At 43.6% G+C, this 18,460-nt stretch carries 16 protein-coding genes and 1 pseudogene; 10 read left to right on the forward strand and 7 right to left on the reverse strand.

Features of this window, described 5'->3' with window-relative positions; all coding sequences use genetic code 11:
- Nucleotides 1–176: 176 nt before the first annotated feature.
- The 5 genes from pstC to EWV60_RS16290 all read left to right on the forward strand — a co-directional run bounded on the left by pstC (nucleotide 177) and on the right by EWV60_RS16290 (nucleotide 4,919).
- The gene (gene pstC / locus EWV60_RS16270; protein ID WP_130758527.1) at nucleotides 177–1,118 is read left to right on the forward strand and encodes a phosphate ABC transporter permease subunit PstC; all 942 of its coding nucleotides are present in this window, start codon (nucleotides 177–179) and stop codon (nucleotides 1,116–1,118) included.
- Between the two features lie 5 nt (nucleotides 1,119–1,123).
- Nucleotides 1,124–2,014, forward strand: a complete 891-nt coding sequence (gene pstA, locus EWV60_RS16275) for a phosphate ABC transporter permease PstA (RefSeq protein WP_002776020.1) — start codon at nucleotides 1,124–1,126, stop codon at nucleotides 2,012–2,014.
- A gap of 114 nt (nucleotides 2,015–2,128) precedes the next feature.
- The gene (gene pstB, locus EWV60_RS16280) at nucleotides 2,129–2,926 is read left to right on the forward strand and encodes a phosphate ABC transporter ATP-binding protein PstB (RefSeq protein WP_272077547.1); all 798 of its coding nucleotides are present in this window, start codon (nucleotides 2,129–2,131) and stop codon (nucleotides 2,924–2,926) included.
- Nucleotides 2,927–2,998: 72 nt separating this feature from the next.
- Nucleotides 2,999–4,090, forward strand: coding sequence for a calcium/proton exchanger (gene cax, locus EWV60_RS16285; protein WP_287233370.1), 1,092 nt, complete (start codon nucleotides 2,999–3,001; stop codon nucleotides 4,088–4,090).
- Between the two features lie 136 nt (nucleotides 4,091–4,226).
- Nucleotides 4,227–4,919 (forward strand): cadmium resistance transporter, encoded by a 693-nt coding sequence (locus tag EWV60_RS16290; RefSeq protein ID WP_287233372.1) that lies wholly within the window; start codon nucleotides 4,227–4,229, stop codon nucleotides 4,917–4,919.
- 533 nt (nucleotides 4,920–5,452) lie between these two features.
- Here the strand turns inward: EWV60_RS16290 and EWV60_RS16295 are convergent.
- Together EWV60_RS16295 and EWV60_RS16300 are read right to left on the reverse strand one after the other, a co-directional pair.
- Entirely contained in the window at nucleotides 5,453–5,935 is a 483-nt protein-coding gene (locus EWV60_RS16295) for a thiol-disulfide oxidoreductase DCC family protein (RefSeq protein ID WP_287233374.1), read from the reverse strand.
- Between the two features lie 104 nt (nucleotides 5,936–6,039).
- Nucleotides 6,040–6,759 (reverse strand): TerC family protein, encoded by a 720-nt coding sequence (locus EWV60_RS16300; RefSeq protein ID WP_002737049.1) that lies wholly within the window; start codon nucleotides 6,757–6,759, stop codon nucleotides 6,040–6,042.
- 189 nt (nucleotides 6,760–6,948) lie between these two features.
- On the opposite strand from EWV60_RS16300, the gene psaM reads away from it, so the two are divergent.
- From psaM to EWV60_RS16320, 4 genes are all read left to right on the forward strand, one after another.
- Nucleotides 6,949–7,041 carry a photosystem I reaction center subunit XII gene (gene psaM / locus EWV60_RS16305; RefSeq protein ID WP_012264462.1) on the forward strand — a complete coding sequence of 31 codons (93 nt, stop codon included), beginning with the start codon at nucleotides 6,949–6,951 and terminating at the stop codon, nucleotides 7,039–7,041.
- Nucleotides 7,042–7,189: 148 nt separating this feature from the next.
- On the forward strand, nucleotides 7,190–7,540 hold the full coding sequence (locus EWV60_RS16310) for a slr1601 family putative cell division protein (protein WP_287233375.1): 351 nt from the start codon (nucleotides 7,190–7,192) through the stop codon (nucleotides 7,538–7,540).
- 51 nt (nucleotides 7,541–7,591) lie between these two features.
- Nucleotides 7,592–8,896, forward strand: coding sequence for a glycoside hydrolase family 15 protein (locus EWV60_RS16315; protein ID WP_287233377.1), 1,305 nt, complete (start codon nucleotides 7,592–7,594; stop codon nucleotides 8,894–8,896).
- 57 nt (nucleotides 8,897–8,953) lie between these two features.
- Nucleotides 8,954–10,537 carry a hypothetical protein gene (locus EWV60_RS16320; RefSeq protein ID WP_287233380.1) on the forward strand — a complete coding sequence of 528 codons (1,584 nt, stop codon included), beginning with the start codon at nucleotides 8,954–8,956 and terminating at the stop codon, nucleotides 10,535–10,537.
- A gap of 139 nt (nucleotides 10,538–10,676) precedes the next feature.
- On the opposite strand, the gene EWV60_RS16325 is transcribed toward EWV60_RS16320, so the two are convergent.
- The gene (locus EWV60_RS16325) at nucleotides 10,677–12,833 is read right to left on the reverse strand and encodes a putative PEP-binding protein (RefSeq protein ID WP_287233382.1); all 2,157 of its coding nucleotides are present in this window, start codon (nucleotides 12,831–12,833) and stop codon (nucleotides 10,677–10,679) included.
- 273 nt (nucleotides 12,834–13,106) lie between these two features.
- Between EWV60_RS16325 and EWV60_RS16330 the strand changes: the two genes are divergently transcribed.
- The gene (locus EWV60_RS16330) at nucleotides 13,107–13,802 is read left to right on the forward strand and encodes a response regulator transcription factor (RefSeq protein ID WP_002737332.1); all 696 of its coding nucleotides are present in this window, start codon (nucleotides 13,107–13,109) and stop codon (nucleotides 13,800–13,802) included.
- Between the two features lie 479 nt (nucleotides 13,803–14,281).
- Here the strand turns inward: EWV60_RS16330 and EWV60_RS16335 are convergent, their stop codons facing one another.
- From EWV60_RS16335 to EWV60_RS16350, 4 genes and pseudogenes are all read right to left on the reverse strand, one after another.
- Nucleotides 14,282–17,032, reverse strand: a complete 2,751-nt coding sequence (locus tag EWV60_RS16335; RefSeq protein WP_287233385.1) for a glycerol-3-phosphate acyltransferase — start codon at nucleotides 17,030–17,032, stop codon at nucleotides 14,282–14,284.
- 203 nt (nucleotides 17,033–17,235) lie between these two features.
- The gene (locus tag EWV60_RS16340; protein ID WP_002753162.1) at nucleotides 17,236–17,850 is read right to left on the reverse strand and encodes a Uma2 family endonuclease; all 615 of its coding nucleotides are present in this window, start codon (nucleotides 17,848–17,850) and stop codon (nucleotides 17,236–17,238) included.
- Nucleotides 17,831–18,070, reverse strand: coding sequence for a hypothetical protein (locus tag EWV60_RS16345; RefSeq protein ID WP_002753163.1), 240 nt, complete (start codon nucleotides 18,068–18,070; stop codon nucleotides 17,831–17,833). The genes EWV60_RS16340 and EWV60_RS16345 overlap by 20 nt, the downstream gene beginning before the upstream one ends.
- A 183-nt stretch (nucleotides 18,071–18,253) precedes the next feature.
- Nucleotides 18,254–18,460 (reverse strand): annotated as a pseudogene (locus EWV60_RS16350) (hypothetical protein); the annotation flags it as partial.

Here is an 18,460-nt window from a genome sequence, read left to right on the forward strand (position 1 = left end):
CTATAGCTTCTTGTACTTGTTGCGCGCGACTTTTTACCCGGCCAAGCTTTTCTGGTCGGAACCCCCTAAGCCGAGTTTTCAAGGTGCTGCGCCGTCCACTTGGTTTTCGAGACTGGCCTCTTAATTCTAACGTAAAGCCGCCGTAGAACGGCGGGGTTTCAGACCCAAAATTTCCCATGACCACTACCGGTTCTTTTGATGACTCTTTGTTCGCAAGAGGGGATTCTCTTCTCAAGCGAGCCTCCGATGATGTTCCCGAGAAAATTATCGGAACGATTTTGTTCGCCTGCGCCCTTGTATCTGTAGTCACAACCTTCGGCATCGTCGCTATTATTTTCAAGGAAACTGTCGCTTTTTTCCAGGAAGTAAGTCTCGGGCAGTTCTTCTTGGATAGCCAATGGACTCCCCTTTTTAATCCTCCCCGTTTCGGGATCTGGCCGTTGATTAACGGAACCGTTTTAACCACGGTCATCTCAATGGTGGTCGCAGTTCCGTTGGGATTGTCTTCAGCGATTTATCTGGCCGAGTACGCAACCCCGAAAGTAGCTTCTATTCTGCGTCCGGCCGTGGAAATTCTGGCGGGAATTCCCACCGTAGTTTACGGTTACTTCGCACTGATCTTTCTCACGCCCTTACTACGGAATTTTTTACCCGTAGAGGTTTTTAACGCTCTGAGCGCGGGATTGATGATGGGAATCATGATCACCCCGACCGTCGGTTCGATCAGCCTAGACGCGATTAAATCGGTTCCCCGTTCCCTGCGCGAGGGTTCCTATGCCCTAGGAATTACCAAGCTGGAAACAATTTTCAAGGTGGTTTTGCCGGCCGCCCTATCGGGGATTATGGCTTCGATTATTTTGGGGGTTTCCCGTGCGGTGGGAGAAACCATGACCGTCCTGATCGCGGCGGGCGCTCAACCTCGTCTAACTTTCAACCCACTGGAATCGATCGCCACCATGACCGCTTTTATGGCCCAGGTTTCTAGTGGAGATGCCCCGAGAGGGAGTTTCAATTTTAAATCCATCTATGCGGTCGGTGCGGTGCTTTTCCTGATCACTCTGGCACTCAACATCGGCAGTTATTGGATTTCTAATCGCTTTAAGGAAAAATACGACTAATTATCATGGTTAAATCTTCTCCTGCTAGGGATACGGCCGTCTTTAACGATCGACTCGAAAGCCGAGAAACCATCGGCAAAATCTACGAGTATATTTTCTTGATCGGATTACTCATCGGTCTATTCGTTCTCGCTCTACTGTTGCTCAATGTCTTTCATGACGGACTGGTCCGCCTACTCACCCCCGGTTTTCTCACGGAAACCCCCTCCCGTTTTCCCGAGCGCGGGGGAATTCGCCCCGCGATTATCGGTAGCCTCTATTTGGGAGTAATCGTGATCTTGGTAGCGGTGCCCATCGGGGTAGGCGCTGCCCTATACCTAGAAGAATACGCCCCGAAAAACTGGTGGACGGCGCTGATCGAGGTGAATATCGGCAATCTGGCCGGGGTTCCCTCGATCGTTTACGGTTTACTCGGTTTAGGGGTCTTCGTCTATTTACTGAATTTCGGTTCTACCCTACTTTCCGGGGCCTTAACCCTATCTCTACTATCGCTGCCAGTCATTATCGTTGCGGCGCGGGAGGCGATCCGGGCGGTTCCCGATTCCCTCCGCCAAGCTTCCTACGGTCTAGGCAGCACCAAATGGCAGACGCTCCAACACCATGTTTTACCCTACGCGGTGCCGGGGATTCTCACGGGGGTAATTATCTCCGTGTCGCGGGCGATCGGGGACGCGGCCTCGCTAGTGGTGGTGGGAGCGGTGAGTTTTCTGACCTTCGATCCTGGTTTATTCGAGCGATTTATGGTACTGCCCATTCAGATTTTTAGTTATGTCTCCCGTCCTGAACCTGGTTTCGCCAATGCCGCCGCTGCAACGATTATCGTTCTGATCCTTTTGATCATGGCGCTGAACGCCATCGCCATCTATCTACGTCAACGCTATTCGACACCGAATTAGGGAAGGCAGCAGGCGGGAGGTTAGATAAGTCTATTTAACTTCTTAATTGCCCACTCCTCTACTCCCCACTGCCCTCGAAACACATCTTTAACCATACTCAGGAGAATTTTTGCCATGACTACCCACCTTAACCCAGATCACAGTGTTTTCGAGGCGGAAGGAGTAAAAGTTTTTTATAATGGATTTCTAGCTCTTCTGGACGTTCATATTAAAATTCCTGCGCGAAAAATCGTCGCCTTTATCGGGCCGTCCGGTTGCGGGAAAAGTACCCTTTTGCGCTGCTTTAACCGAATGAATGATCTGATCCCCGGCGCCAAGGTGGAGGGAAAACTACTTTACCGAAATCAGAATATTTACGATTCGCAGGTCAATGCAGTCAAGTTACGGCGACAGGTGGGGATGGTTTTCCAACGTCCCAACCCTTTTCCCAAGAGCATTTACGAGAATATCGCCTACGCGCCCCGAACCAACGGTTATCAGGGAAATCTTGATGAATTGGTCGAGTATTCCCTGCGGCAGGCGGCGATCTGGGAGGAAGTAAAGGACAAACTGAAAGAAAAAGGAACGGCACTATCGGGGGGACAACAACAGCGTCTCTGTATCGCCCGTGCGATCGCGATGAAGCCGGATGTTTTATTGATGGATGAACCCTGTTCGGCCCTCGATCCCATCTCTACCCGTCAGGTGGAGGAATTGTGCCTACAACTGAAGGAAAGTTACACGATCATTACCGTCACCCACAATATGCAGCAGGCATCGCGGATCGCCGACTGGACGGCATTTTTTAACACCGAAACCGATCCCTCCGGGAAACGCCGGGGAAAATTAGTCGAATTTAGCCCCACGGAAGTTATGTTCGGCAATCCGCAAACCGACGAGGCCCGGGAGTATATTACCGGGCGATTTGGGTAATTGAAACAGAAAAAAAGCCGATAGTCTGTTTTTCACAACCGTGCGCGGTTTTATGCCGATACACCCATTGCTATGAATAGAAAGGACTGGATTTTCGCTATTTTGTTGGTTTTTGTCCCGATCTCGATCGCCTGGAATTTCCTCCATTGGGACGTGACGATCGTTTTCCTGAGCGCCTGTCTGGCGATTGTTCCCCTGGCCGCTTACATGGGAAAGGCAACCGAGGAAATCGCCGTCGTGGTCGGTCCCAATCTCGGCGGTTTATTGAACGCCACCTTCGGCAACGCTACCGAATTAATTCTCGCCTACGCCGCCCTGGAAGAGGGTTTGATCGAGGTGGTGAAAGCGACGATTACCGGTTCGATTATCGGGAATCTGCTGCTGGTAACGGGCTTGTCGATGTTTTTCGGCGGCTTACGCTATAAAGAACAGAAATTCCAGCCCGTGACCGCCCGTTTAAATTCCTCGTCGATGAATCTCGCCGTGGCAGCGATCCTCCTACCCACGACCGTTCAATACACCTCCGCCGCAATCGAGGAGAGCGTCCTACAGCGTCTCTCGGTAACGGTGGCGGCGGTATTAATTTTTGTGTATTGCCTGAGTCTGCTGTTTTCGATGAAGACCCATACCTATCTTTACGAGGTGGGGGACGCAGATCTCGATGAAGAGCCTGGAGAAGCCGTAAGCGTAAAAAAGCCGAATCTCTGGCTCTGGGTGGGGATATTACTGCTGGTGACGATCGGGGTGGCGGTCGAATCGGAATTGTTAGTTAATACCCTAGAGGAAGCCACGCATAAATTAGGATTAACGACCCTTTTCACGGGGGTGATCCTGCTGCCAATTATCGGCAACGCGGCCGAACACGCCACCGCGGTTAGGGTCGCCTTAAAAGACAAAATGGATCTGGCGGTTTCCGTGACGGTGGGTTCGAGTCTGCAAATCGCACTTTTTGTCGCGCCGGTTCTCGTAATTGCGGGTTATTTCCTCGGTCAGCCGATGGCTCTCGATTTCGATCCGTTTGAATTGGTCGCCGTCGCCGTCGCCGTCTGGCTGACTAACTCGATCAGTAACGACGGTCGCTCGAACTGGTTAGAGGGTATATTACTGGTGGCGACCTACGCAGTGATCACCCTTGCTTTCTTTTTCCATCCCGCAGCGGCCTAGGGCGATCGGTCGTGCGAAATACAGTTTCTCGATCGGGATAGGTAGTAAAATTTTCCTGTTCTGGAACCTTTGAAGGAAAAGCCGAACAAGGTTTAACGAACGGACGAACCCGACGGCCATCTTAAGGAAAAAAACGATGATCGAGATTGTGATTGCGATATCCACCGGTGTAGCGGCATTCGTCGCCACCAACCTCGACGATATATTGATCCTGACGATTCTCTTCAGCCAAACGGGGAAACTCTTCCGTCATCGCGATATCGTCATCGGTCAGTATATCGGCTTTAGTCTGCTGGTTATTGCCAGTTTAGCGGGGTTTTTCGGGTGTTTTCTCATCCCTACCCCGTGGATTCGCTATCTAGGCCTCGTTCCTGTGATTCTCGGCATCGTTTCCCTTCTCAAAGAAGAGGAGAAGGAGGAGGAGCCGGAGAATGTCGAAGTGGACCTGGAGGGTGCGAAACATTCCCCCTTCGGTGGTTGGTTTGACCCGCGCACCTACAGCGTGGCCGCGTTAACCGTCGCCAACGGCAGCGATAATATCGGTATTTACGTTCCCCTTTTCGCCAGTAGTAGCGTAACAAGTCTGATCGTTATCGTCAGCGTGTTTTTGATTCTGGTGGGGGTTTGGTGTGCGTTCGCCTACGGGTTGACCAGCGTGCCGACCATCGCCACTATCCTAACCAGTCAGGGAAGTACCTTCGTTCCCTGTGTGCTGATCGGTTTAGGGATTTTTATCGTCAAAGAAAGTATTCCCCTCACGTTTTTGGCCTTAGCAATTAGTTATCTCTGGGCGATCGCAGGTCGCGGTCAGGAACTGGCAAGAAAATAAAGTACCATTTATTTACTAGGCAGAATTATCACATTAAATCTGGTTATTAAAAACTGATTATTTATTTCTCCTTTTGCCTTTTGCCTGTCCTTATAAGTAGCCTATACTCAACGGATTTAGTATTACTTCCCACTTGATCACTCAATCCAAGCTTTTGGGGGGTTCTACCCCCCAAACCCCCCGTTGGGGACGCAAGCGCCGTCCCCAAACCCCTCGCGCATTAGTTTTTCGGTGGGATGCTTACACGCAGCTGCTGACGCATCTGTAATAATTTAAGAGTCACTCCCCTTGCAGGAGTACTTCTCCTGATATGTAGCTTATACTTAACGGATTTAGTATGATCGACGAATTTGCGTTATTTCAGTTTCTATTTCCCAGGCAGAATTATCACATTAAATCTGGTTATTAAAAACTGATTATTTATTTCTCCTTTTGCCTTTTGACTGTCCTTATAAGTAGCCTATACTCAACGGATTTAGTATCACATCCCAGGGGGTGATTCCGAGTGGGGTGTAGGGTTAGGAGATTTTAACTCAGCGAGAACAACGATTTGATGAGTTGCATTCCAGACGTTTTTGACGCTCTGCTAAGACTGTTTTTAAATTCGGTCTTCCGGTTAAGGTTAATCGCCAAGAAGCCCAAATTTCATAGATAATATCCACTAGAAACCCGATAACCGGCCATTTGGTAGCGGCATAAATCCAACCGATGCCCAAAATATCATAGACTTGGCGAAACACTTCCACATTTTGGAGTATAGTACCATCGGCTAGTACAGCGTGGATTCGTCCCATGGCCGCCGCGAAGGAAATACCGCCATTTTCCTCCGGATTATAGTTTTCGGCGGCAATATCGACAAAAGCAACTAATCCTCTCCCAGCATCCTGTTTTTGCAGAAAATTAACCTCCCGCAAGCAGAGGGGACATTCTCCATCGTAGAGGAGTTTAATTTTCCAAGAGGGCGATCGAGTAGAATTTTCTAAGGTATCAGCAGATGGAGTCGGTAAAGATGACATGATCTTCTAGGGATTCTCTTTTCAGTGAACAGTGAACAGTAAACAGTAATCAGTGAACTGAAAACTCAAATCCGATCACTGATGACTGACTCCTGATGATTATTTTATGGCAATTCATCAGATTGGATGGGATCACTCTCTATTGGTTCTCGATCGTTGCGTTTTGAGAAACCCCAAGCAAAGAGGATAGCAATTAAACTAATCATAATCCATTCCGGCGGCACAAAATCGGGACTAATCACCCGCAACAACAATCTTAAACCCACCAAACCGACGGTGACAAAACCAGCATCTTCTAGGTGGGTGTATTCCTCTAACCAGCGAATAAATAAACCCGCCATAAAGCGCAGGGTAACTACTCCGATCGTACCACCAAGCAGGATCAACCAAGTATCATCGGCCACGGCGATGGAGGTGGTAACACTATCGAGGGAAAAAGCTAAATCAGTAACGGCAATTAGGGGGATAGCTTGCCAGAGAGATTGAAACTTGAGACTATGATGGGTGTGATCCTTGTCTTCAGGGGAGGCAAAGTAATTAAAGACTAACCAGAGCAAATATACTGCTCCCAAAAGTTCAAACTGCCAGTATTTAACCACCCAGGTGGCGGTAAGAATCAAGACCATACGGAGAATATAGGCGAAAACTAAGCCAATATTCAAGGCCTGACGTTGACGCTGATGATCTCCTAATCCCTGTGCTATGGAAGCGAGAGCAATGGCGTTATCTGCTGATAATACCGCTTCTAGGGCAATGAGAACCAACAGAATTAACGGGGTTTTTAGACTAAGGGTTAGAGATGAATCAAGGAGCGAGTCTAACATTGAGGCCGCAGGTAAAAATAAATGTAATCATGGCAATATCTCAGCTTAACGCTTTTACAACTTTCTTTTCTAGGGGAGATAACCGTCATCGGGGTGGGGAGATATGAAGTCTTGTAACGAAATGATGCAGAGAACCCCGATGATGTCGGAAAGTATTGGATGAATATCTTTATGAGGAGATAATCAGCAATGCTTTCTGATACTCAAGTTCTAGTCGCTCTGGTAATTGCTTTAATCCCCGGGATTTTGGCTTTTCGTCTAGCGACGGAACTTTATAAGTAAAGTCGCTTTCAATAAACCCCAATCCCGTCTAACCTAGTTATAGGATAGACCGATTGGGGTTTTTTAGGTTATCGGTTATCAGTGATTGGGTGTAAATTGAAAGTAATTAGCCACCTTTCTCACCGATTTTACTTGTACTCATAAATCTATGACCGCACGAACACGAAACCAAACCGACAAAAAACCACAAAAAAAGCAAAAAAGCGGCAATAAATCCCAAAAATGGCAAATTATCGAGATTTGGCTGCGAATTATTGCCTATAGCGCCATTTCCATCACGGCGGTTTTTGCGATCGCTCGTTTGTTACCCTACCAACAGATGCAACAGGCAAAATTAGAAGAAGTGCGTTTGGCAGCCCAAGAAAAGGAGGAACGCGTCAATCAATTGCGCGGTCAATTTACTCGCAGCTTTGATCCTAGTCAAGCGCGGCAAGTGATGGGGGAACAAAGTCCCCGACGGGATCCTAATCAAAGACGCATTTTTTGGGTTTCTCAGTAGAATTGAGCGAGATAAATGCGTTTTTGAGCAGATTATTTGAGTATTTTGCCGATGCTGGTTGTTCACAACGAAAAAATTCTCGATTTCATTAAATACCGCTACTCTCTGGGGGATCTTCAGAGATTATCCGCGTTTTTGTCGGAAAATGATGTCTTGAGATTTCCCCATCTGGAAAATGGCTTATTTCCAGCAGCATTAGTCAGTAATGAGACAGAATACACCGGATATGCCAATGTTTGGCTGAGGGATAACGTTTATCTGGCTTATTCTCACTATATTATCGGACAGACAGCGATCGCTGTCAAGAATATTCAGACTTTGATGAACTATTTTCAAAAGTTCCAAAGGCGTTTTATTAATATTATCCAAGGTCGAGTTAATCCTGAAAAGATCATGGAACGTCCTCATATTCGTTTTGAGGGACGTACACTGACGGAAATTGACCAAGTTTGGCAACACGCACAAAATGATGCCCTTGGCTATTTTCTCTGGTTTTATTGTCGTTTGGCACGGGAAAAATATGTTCAGCTTTCCCGCCATTGTTTAGAAACAATTGCCCTATTCCCCTTATATTTTCAAGCGATTAGTTATTGGCAGGATGAGGATAGCGGTCACTGGGAAGAAACCCGCAAAATAGAAGCATCTAGCATCGGGGTTGTCGTAGCGGGATTACGGGAATTAAAAAGGTTATTAATCGAGACAGAGATAAATCTCACAGCCGAAAATCGCAGGATTACACCAGCATTTTTAGCGGACTTAATTGAGATAGGAGAACAAGCTTTATACCGTATTTTACCAGCCGAGTGTCTTCTACCAGTACCGCAGGCGAGAAGTTATGATGCATCCCTACTTTTTTTGATTTATCCCTTACAAGTGGTGGAGACAAATATCGCCGATCAAATTCTTAATAATGTTATCGTTCACCTTCAGGGAGATTACGGTATTCGTCGCTATTTAGGTGATTCTTTTTGGTGTCGAGACTATCGCTTAATTCCCCCAGAAATCCGCACCACCGTATCGACAGAAAGGGAAAATTGGTTACAGGAACAAGGGAGAGGATTAAACCTAGGCGAAGAAGCACAATGGTGTATTTTTGATCCGATTATTTCTGCCATTTTTGCCCTTAAATTCCAGAGTACAGGTCAGGAAAAATACCTCAACCTACAAACCCATTACTTTAATCGTTCTCTCGGACAAATTACGGGAAAAGATTCCCCCGTGGGTGAGTTTAAATGTCCCGAATTATACTATCTAGAACAGGGAAAATATATTCCTAATGATGCCACTCCTCTCCTTTGGACACAGGCTAATTTACAAATCGCATTGGAACTAATTAAGAAAAGTTTAAGCCAATAGTGTAATTCTATTTGACCAGATAAAATTACAACTATATATAAATTCGGGAGTTAAAAAATGCCTAATAACAACAATCAACCCGATATCAATAAAGCGATCGATGTGTGTATGGAGGAGTATAAAACCCTGAGAACGGAAATTTTACAAACCGTGCAAAATCGCAGTAATGTTATTGTCTTTGGGGGTGGTTTAGTTTTGACTTTACTGGGAATTGGGATCAGTCCCATCGCTAATCTCCCCATCATGAAAGAGACAACAACTATTACTAGAATACCCACAAATACAACTACAACAGAAACGACAAAAGGAGAAAAAAAAACGACAAAAGGAGAAACAACACAAACGACAATATCTCATCCAAAAGGGGATAGTAGTCACGAAATTAAACCAAAAAATTCAAAGCCAACTTCCTCGACGTTAGTTATTAAAGAAAAAGACACGGCAACAGAAACAATATCTCCACAAAAATATGGTATTCCAATTGAACGGCGAATTCCTTCAGCAATTATTCTGGGAATAATGGTTCCCGCCTCTTGTGGATTGATCATCTTTCTTGTCAATGCAAGTAATCATCAGGTCGTTAGAATTGGTAGATATATTGCCACTAATATTGAGCCTAAAATTAATGATTTATACTTTAATAATTTACCCGTTGCTCAGAAGCCAATTGTTTGGGAAACCTATATGCAAACTTTACGATTTGGACCAGAAGAGGGTACTTGGATTAAAAGGGTTTTTGGTACTATCCAACTCTTGGGATTAGCGGGTGCTGTTTTTGCAGTATCAGACATAATAATTCTTTACCCATTAAGATCGATAAGTGCTATTCTTATTCCCATGGTAGGAAACGTAATTGGTGCAAATATTATCACTGGGATTATTTTAATTGTTGTAATATCGGTGTTACTATTAATAATACCAACAAAAACTAGAAAGATAATTTTACATATGTACTTCTCAATATTTACAGAAGATAGTAAGGAAATTGCCGCATTAAGAGACGGTGAAGGAAGTTTAAGAAAAATTTGGTACAAAGGAATTGAAAAACAAAATGAAGATGTGAAAAGTACACGAATATTTTGGAAGTCTAACCATAGAGTATGGGAAATGTATAAAATATGGGAAATGTATCAAATAGTAGAATCAATGATTGATGATAAAAATATTATTGAGATAGAAAATGACTCATTAAAATCGAGACTGCAAACTTTAGGTGAAGTTGACCTAGCTAATCAAGTAGAGAATACTAAAGTTTTGATGCAAGCACAAGGAGCAGATAAACAATACCTTTTAAATAAACTTATTAATAATTGTTTTAAAAATCTTCTTAATAAAATTAAAAATTACAGTAGAAATCCACAATATAATCCACCTTTCTATTTTAACTTAGACAAGGGTGGAGGAAAACGCGTTAACAATATCCCAGAATTACTCGAATTATCTATAGATAATCCCAATAAATTTAAAGAATACATGGAAAAAGGAGATTTTGAGCATTGGCTGGATAATATAGAGATAAGAGAAACAGAACTAGCAAATATAGCTCAGGGGACTCGCGAGAAAAATTTCCCTAACGATGATGAGCGCCTACATTATTTTCTCAGAGAATGCTGTCTAGTCTTGATTGGGAGAAACCCTTAATATTTCCTAACAAAAACTTGATTTGATCGCCGACTGGCGCAATCATATTATTATAGGGGCGAATTGCATTCGCCCTCTTTGAATAACTGCTGCTGCTCACCAATATGTGAGGGAAAGTCACAAATAGGAGATGCCGAGGTTATCTGCCATTTTCCAATAAAAACCTTCTTTCTGCGCGAACAATTGCCTCTCTAGTGGCTAAAACTGCTTCTGTATCCACCGAAAGAGAAGTCACACCCCAAGCAATCAGATCATCGATAATTTCAGGATACTGGACGATGGCCATGCCGCAAACGGAACAGGGAATCTGTAAAACTTTTGCTTGAGTGATAATTTGTTTTAAAGCTGCCCTGACTGCGGGATGACGGGCGTTAAAATATTCTGAGAAATGTTCTCGATCGCTACCTAAAAGTAATTGAGTTAAATCATTAGTACCAATAGCGATTAACTGTACCCCTGCTTGCACATAATCCCTCAATTGAAAGATTACCCCCGGTACTTCCACCATTATCCCCAATTGGAAAGAAGGGACTTGAGTGAGTAAAGCCGATTGTACCCGTTGCCGGCAGAAAATAAATTCTTCAACCCCACGGACAAAGGGAAGCAGTAAATTAATATTGGTGGCGCTGGTGGTTTGTACCCGTCGTAAAGCTTGCAATTCTAGATCAAATAGAGTCGGATCTAATATATAACCATGGGCTCCCCGACTGTCTTTAGCCGAATGTTGAGCATCAAAAGAACGGTAAAATAAAGGCTTAGGCTGGATACTAAGGGCAAATTGTGCGATTAAATCACTTAATCTCTCGATCAATGCTTCTTGATGCTCTGGAGTTAACCATTCTTCTAGATTACGCTGAGAAAGTAACTCTAAAATCATCCATTCTGAGCGCAATAAACCGATCCCATCAATAGGCAGCTCTTGGATTCTGGCAATACTTTCAGTTTGACTGAGATTAACCATCAAACGGGTAGCAATTGCCGTCCCGTCGGTTTCTCTGGGGGGTGCTGGGGGTAAGGAAATCTGTTCCTGAGATGCTAGAGAAATAATTCCCCTCGTACCATCTACTAAAATTATCTCGCCTGAGCGGATAATTTCTGTGGCATTTTTTACCCCGACAATGGCAGGAATGGCTAATTCCCGGGCTAAGATGGCTCCATGGCTAGTTAATCCCCCCTGTTCCGTGATCATTGCTCGAATTTGGCGTAAATGGGGCAGTTTTTTCGGAGGTAAATTAGTAGTAACCAGAATGCAATCCTGAAAATTTGCCTCTGGGGAGTCGAAATTGCTGATCACTTTTGCCACTCCCGATGCCAACCCTGGGGATGCCCCTAATCCTCTTAAGGGATAATTGGAGGTAGTAGCGGTGATTTCCTGACTGTGACAGTTGAGAATATAAATTTGACCATCTAGCATCATCAGCCATTCTATGCTGGTTAAGCTGGGTTTTTCCGCTAGTAGAGATTGAACCAGTTGACAAAGGCGATCGATGGCGAAATTATCTAAACAGTAGCTTTCCTGTAAACTGGGTGCTAATAATTGTGGTGCAAGCAGATTACTGTCACTGTTGAGATAATAAGCCCTGGATTTATTGCCTAATTGCCGACTGCGTAATTGACCGGAGCGATCGATAATATAGGTATCCGGTGCCACTTCTCCATTAGCTAAACTGTGTCCTAATCCCCAAACCGCCTGAATTTGCCAGTTATCCTCATTAATGAGCACATTTCCCGCACAATTGGCTGGTAATAATGGTTGTACCAGTAAAGATAATTGAATTTTTTCTAAACCAATTCCCACTTTTCGCCAATAAAATAGACTTCTGGCGGTGAATAACTCCGCCCAGGCTTGTTTTAGGGCATTTTCTAGATTATCTGCTTTAATTCCACTGATGGGGGCGGAAAATAAACCGAGAGTTCGCCGAGCCAGATGAGCAGGTAAGGAAAAGCGCCATACTAGGCTATCCATGGATAATTGTGCCACGGCCGCCGTTAGTTCTTCTAACCAGAGAGGAGGAATTTGCGCTTGTAAAATGGCCCGCCGACTTTCTTTGGCGACTAATTGCAGAGCTTTTGGGTTATCTACGTCTAAATAGAGGGAAGACTGGGGAAAATCAGTCAGGAATGAGTCAGTATTGTTGATAGTTTCCAAAAATTCCGCAAAAATGCGGTTTAAAATGGCAAATCCCCTGATAATTGGGTATCCTCGCTGGTGTAATTCACTGGCAATAAAAGCTTTTTCCCCCACCAGGGGGCGATCAGAAGCACTAATGCGATCGAGCCAGCAGAGAATGGTCACGGGATTTGTTAAGAATGGTGAAAGGATTGTAAAATTATTGTGTGATTTTTGTAACTTTTTGGTTCTATCTGCTAGTTTAACTCACCGTCACTATCTTGAGGATGATCTGGAAAGTGGGGTGTAGGGTGTAGGGTGTGGGGTGTGGGGTGTAGGGTGTGGAGAGGGGAGAATAAATAAAAGCAATCTCCTGACTCCTATCTCCTGACTACTGACTCCTATCTCCTTAGCTGATAAGATAGGATTCGGACAATATTCGATCGCTGCGAGAAATTGATGGACACACCTGCGAAAGTTTTGTTAGTGGATGACGAACCGGGGGTTCGTGAATCTGTGCAAGCATATCTACAGTACGGGGATGAATTCGAGGTAAGAACTGCTAGTAATGCTAACGAAGCCTGGGATTTACTCAATCAAGAAATTCCGGAATTAGTTATCTCCGATATTATGATGCCGCAGGTGGATGGCTATCAGTTTCTGAAGAAATTGCGCGAAGATGCTCGTTTTCAGACAATTCCCGTGGTTTTTCTCACTGCAAGGGGGATGACAAGCGATCGCATTCAGGGTTATAATGCTGGTTGTGATGCTTATTTATCCAAGCCTTTCGATCCCGAAGAATTAGAAGCATTAATCAAGTCTTTAATCGAGCGCCGTCGTCAATCCCTGCAAGCCACCAGCGAAAACGCTAGATTAGAAGAAATTGCCCGAGATATCCGGGAATTAAAACAGCAGGTGGGACAACAGAACACTTTTACTACCACTCCCCCCCCGATTAAAGTTGATCTGACCCCCCGGGAACAAAGTGTTTTAGATTTAGTAGCGGAGGGATTGATGAATAAAGAAATTGCCAGTCGTCTAGAAACCAGCGTTAGGAACGTAGAAAAATACGTCAGTCGCTTATTTAGCAAGACTGGTACTAATAGTCGCACGGAATTGGTACGTTTTGCCCTAAAACACGGTTTAACCAGTTAATATAGCAGCTACTGTTTGCGGCTAGAAATCCATTGGTGGTCTATCATACTTTGTGCTTTTTGTCAAAAAAACTTTTTTTTTGCAATAAAACTACACAAAAAAAAGATCATCGTTGTGGGTGAAATTGACTCATTTACCTGTCTTAATTGGGATTATCTTCTAGGTGTGGCAAGGGTTTCAACCTTTGCTGCCCAAAAAAGTATAGAATACCCGATTATGAAATTATATCAAATCGCTGTAACCATTGGAACATCGTTGTTAAATAAAAATCTTTCTCAATTAATTCTTAAGAATTTGTAAATATTGCGAAATATTAATTTAAATATTCTCAAGTTTTTGGAGTCAATAGATAATTTTTGCTTATCTTTGACCAACATTGGTTTAGGAGTCAGTTATCAGTTATCAGTTAACTGAGAAAACTCCCCACACCCTACACCCTACACCCCACACCCTACACCCCACACCCTGTCCCCTAATGCCTAGAGAATTTCAATAATTCCTTGACTGCCATCGAGACGAATTAATTGACCATCTTTTAACAATTTCATGGCATTATGCACATCCATAACCGCCGGAATTCCGTATTCTCTGGCAATAATAGCACCATGGGATAATTGTCCCCCCACCTCGGCAATAATGCCCACAGCTTGGGATAATAAAGGGGACCATCCTGAGTCAGTATAGGGAATAACGAGAATAGTATCAGGGGCAATTTCTAGATTTTGTAGGGTTGGCATAATTTTGACTCGTCCCTCCACTGTCCCCCCACTAGCGGCAATTCCCTGTAAGCGTTTTTTGGCAGTTAAATTTGAGACTAAAAATTCTTTTTTCGGTGGTTGTCCATAGACGATATAGGGAATATCGTTTAATTGAGAGTTTTCTTGGAATTGTTGGCGACGCTGACGAATAATCTGGTTAAGATTGGCGATATTATTATTCTGACCTAACTGGGTAACTTCTGAGTAGTTTAGATAAAATATATCTCCCGTCTCTGATAATATTTGTTGCTGTAACCAGAGGGTTTCCAAAGCGAGAAAATGCCAGCGTAGGTGAGCTAAAAGACGGGAGTAAATTTCAGTCACTTGGTTTTTGATATTTAATCTTTTTTGGACATTGTGGGAAGATTTGACTTTTTTCTGGCTATTATTGCCCGGAATATCTAAGGGTAGTTGTAGCAGATATGGGGGATTTTCTCGCCATCTCGGTATCGAAATATCAGTCCCCACTTCGCTTAAATAACCGTAGGTTTCTAACCAGAGGGAAAAAGCTGAGTCAAAATCTCGATCGAGCGTATTTTTTCTCAGTTCAGATAGCGATCGCATTGAGGCTATTTCCGGTGCTTGAGAGTTATCCAATTTCTCAAAAGGTACTCGCGAGATACTGCGACGCAAAGCGAAGCTAAGGGGGGCAAGAATACTATAATAGGTGGCTTTTTTTAAGACGGTTAAAATCTCCTCAATTTGCTCTAAAATCTCCCCTGAAGATAAAGCTTCTAGGGAAGTAGCGTTAATTTTTTCGAGCGTTGGGATAAAATAGGTTTTTTGATCTTGGCTAAAGTCTTTTTCTAACTGTAATTCCCGTCCTAAAAGTTTTAATAAACCAGGGGAATTAGCCAAGGTTGCCGTTAACGGTGGTTTGGTAAACTTTGCTCCTTTGGTCAGGAATTCTAAGCTTTCTGGAGGTAATCCCATGCGACGGAAAATTGTGCCTAATAAAGAAGCATTAAAATAGGCTCTTTGATAGTGTAAAGTCGCTGTTTCATTGAAGTCCAAATCGAGGGCTTTTTTGTCTAAAACTAACTGGAAAATATCTCCCCAAACTCCACAGGTTAAAGGACGATTAATCGACCAAGGCAAAGGACGAATCACTCCGGGGATAACTTCAGCTGCGATTTTTCTTGTCCAAATTGGCTGTAAATTAGTGATAGGACGGCACTGTAATAACCATAATTTTCGTCCGTCATGAGTCCATTCTATATCTTGGGGAATGCCATGATCAAGGGTTTCTAATTGCCGACAAAGATTAGCTACCTGTTGAATAATAGCCGGGGGAATATCTCCCGCTCCGATGATGATATTTTCTTCTAAATTAACTCGATAACTTTCGGGGGTGACTCTCCCCGATACAACTCTGGTGGCATCTCCGGGTAAAGCTTCAATAACCACATCTAAACTGAGAGGATTAATCGGATCACGACTGAAGGCAACCCCCGAAAAAACTCCTCGAATTTGTTCTTGAATTAACACAGCCATGTCCGTGTTTTCTTGACCTCGATCGAGTCGATAATTAACAGCATTAGGACTATTATAGGAGGTTTGGCAACTTAAAATCGCCGCCGCTAAATTTTCTTGATCAACAACGTTAAGAATTGTGGTATATTGTCCCGCAGATGAAGCGGTTTCACCATCTTCTCCAATAGCGGAAGAGCGCACGACTAAGGGATGATTAATATCAGGATGAAGAGATTCTATTAACGGTTGTGGATCATCTCCTGGTGGTAAAATCCAACCCCTAGGAATGGGATAACCGGCACGCTTAAGATCGGCTAAAGTGGCGGCCTTTTGTCCCACTTTTGAAGCTGCTAGATTGTCATCAAGAGTTTGGATCGATCGATCTCCACGAAAAAAACGAAACATAGTTTTTGATTCATTGTTAACATTTGCTTCAGGTAAGTCTAAATCGTCGGCGATTTTTTGAAAAATTGCCCCTAATAAACAGGCTAAAGCAATGGCAGTTATAATATAACCTGAATCGTGGGGACGGCGCAAGGTGAGAATTAAAGCTAATAAAAATAATCCTACCAATCTACCCGTAGATTTTTCTCGAAAAATAGTAAAGCTAATCCCACTAATGATTGAGGTGAGAAAAACAGCGACAAAATCGTGAACGATTAATCCCCAGAAAACATTAGTAGTTCCCGCACCTTTTCCTAACCAATAGCGCCCCATGACTAAGGCAATTAAAGCTAATAATTCCCACGTGGAGCCGGTGGGAAAAAATAAACGGGTTAGGAGAATAACGATAATTCCCTTGGCTGCTTCCGAAATTACCGCCAAAATTCCCACTAATTTACCTCCATGGTAAAAAGCGGCAGTTACACCGATATTACCAGTACCTAATTGGGATAATTTACGTCCAGTTACGAGATAATTTATCCAATCAATCAGAGGCAATCCCCCGATAATAGGACAGACTAGAAAAATAAATAGGGATCCCCAAATTTCTCTCATTTAAAATGCGTCTTAGTTTACGATCTTGTCTTAGTAACGACCTTGAGAACATGAACACGAAAGCGATAAAATAAATTGAGCTTAATGGCTTAAAACTCAAGCAGATGGAGCAAATAAAGGCAATAATTGCGGATTTTAAGCGGCAAAATCAACCCCTCAAACTGAAGAAAAAAGCGAAAAGAGTAAGGTGGACGATGCACACCCTACAGACTTAAGAAAATCTGATTGACAGTGAGATTTAATTCCGTGAAAGTCTGAGAAATTAGGCGATCACTATCTCGAAATTGCCGAATTTGATATTCTTCCTCAACTAAGCGACAAACAGAGATGGTCGGTTGTTTAGAAGTGCCAAGAAAATTACGCCCACCCAAGGCTGCATAATCGACAATCCAATATTCAGGAATACCCATTTCTTCATAATCAGCAAATTTTAAGTAGTAATCATCACGCCAGTTAGTCGATACCACTTCAATTATCAGAGGGATAGATGCACCCTCACTAAGGATTGATTCTTTTTTCCATAATTTTTCCTGAGCGAGCTTGGTTCGATTTAGCACTAATACATCAGGAAAATAACCAGAGTTTTTACCAGCAGGTCTGACAATCGCTTGGTTAGGAATTAAATAAGGAAGACCCAGTCTATCAATTATTCCACTGAGTTTAACAGTTAAAAATCCTTTGATTTCCTCGTGTTCTCCTGCGGGTTGTGCCATTTCAATAATATTTCCCTTGTGTAGCTCATAACGTACTCCAGAATTTTCAGGCAGCCAAGGGACGAATTCCTCGAAATTAACAGTTTTAGGTAGGGTTTGGCTCATAGCTGGCAAAATAGCTTTCTCTCTCTACTAACTTCCTTGGCTCTATTTTACCTTGAATGTAAAATAGGCATTGCCCACCCGACAAACTCTCTACACAATCTGCGATCGCACTATCGCTGCCAAAAACGATGAGGACGAAACCAAAAATATAATTGGTGACGACGGCGAGGTTCATAAAAGGAGTCAGTTGCCAGTTAGTTTTTAGATCTCCATTTGGCAATATTACACCCTCATAAAATTCTTTACCACCGGAGCCGCCTAGTAAGTTTATGATCGGGTCTCCTTGATTAACGCTGAATGTTACAGCCCCTCCTGATGATGAAGACGATGTCGGTGGCTTAGATGTGTAGTTATAGCGCTTTTCACGTTACTGAGGTATCGACAAGTTTTGCCAACAAAGGGTTTAAGCCTCTTGCCCATGGCTCATTCTGATGAAAAATGCTATGATTGCTTTGAGCGCATAGAGACAAGTGCTAATATTAGGAACAACAGCTTCGGAAATTTCCGATCCTCCTGGATAATAAATATAGCTATCGGAAATTTCCAATCCCTCTGGATAATTTGTCGGGGGAACGGCGAACGTAGTGATTTCCCTGGCAAGGGCTTCGGA

The organism is Microcystis sp. Msp_OC_L_20101000_S702 (assembly GCF_007095705.1).
Lineage (GTDB): Bacteria > Cyanobacteriota > Cyanobacteriia > Cyanobacteriales > Microcystaceae > Microcystis > Microcystis ichthyoblabe_A.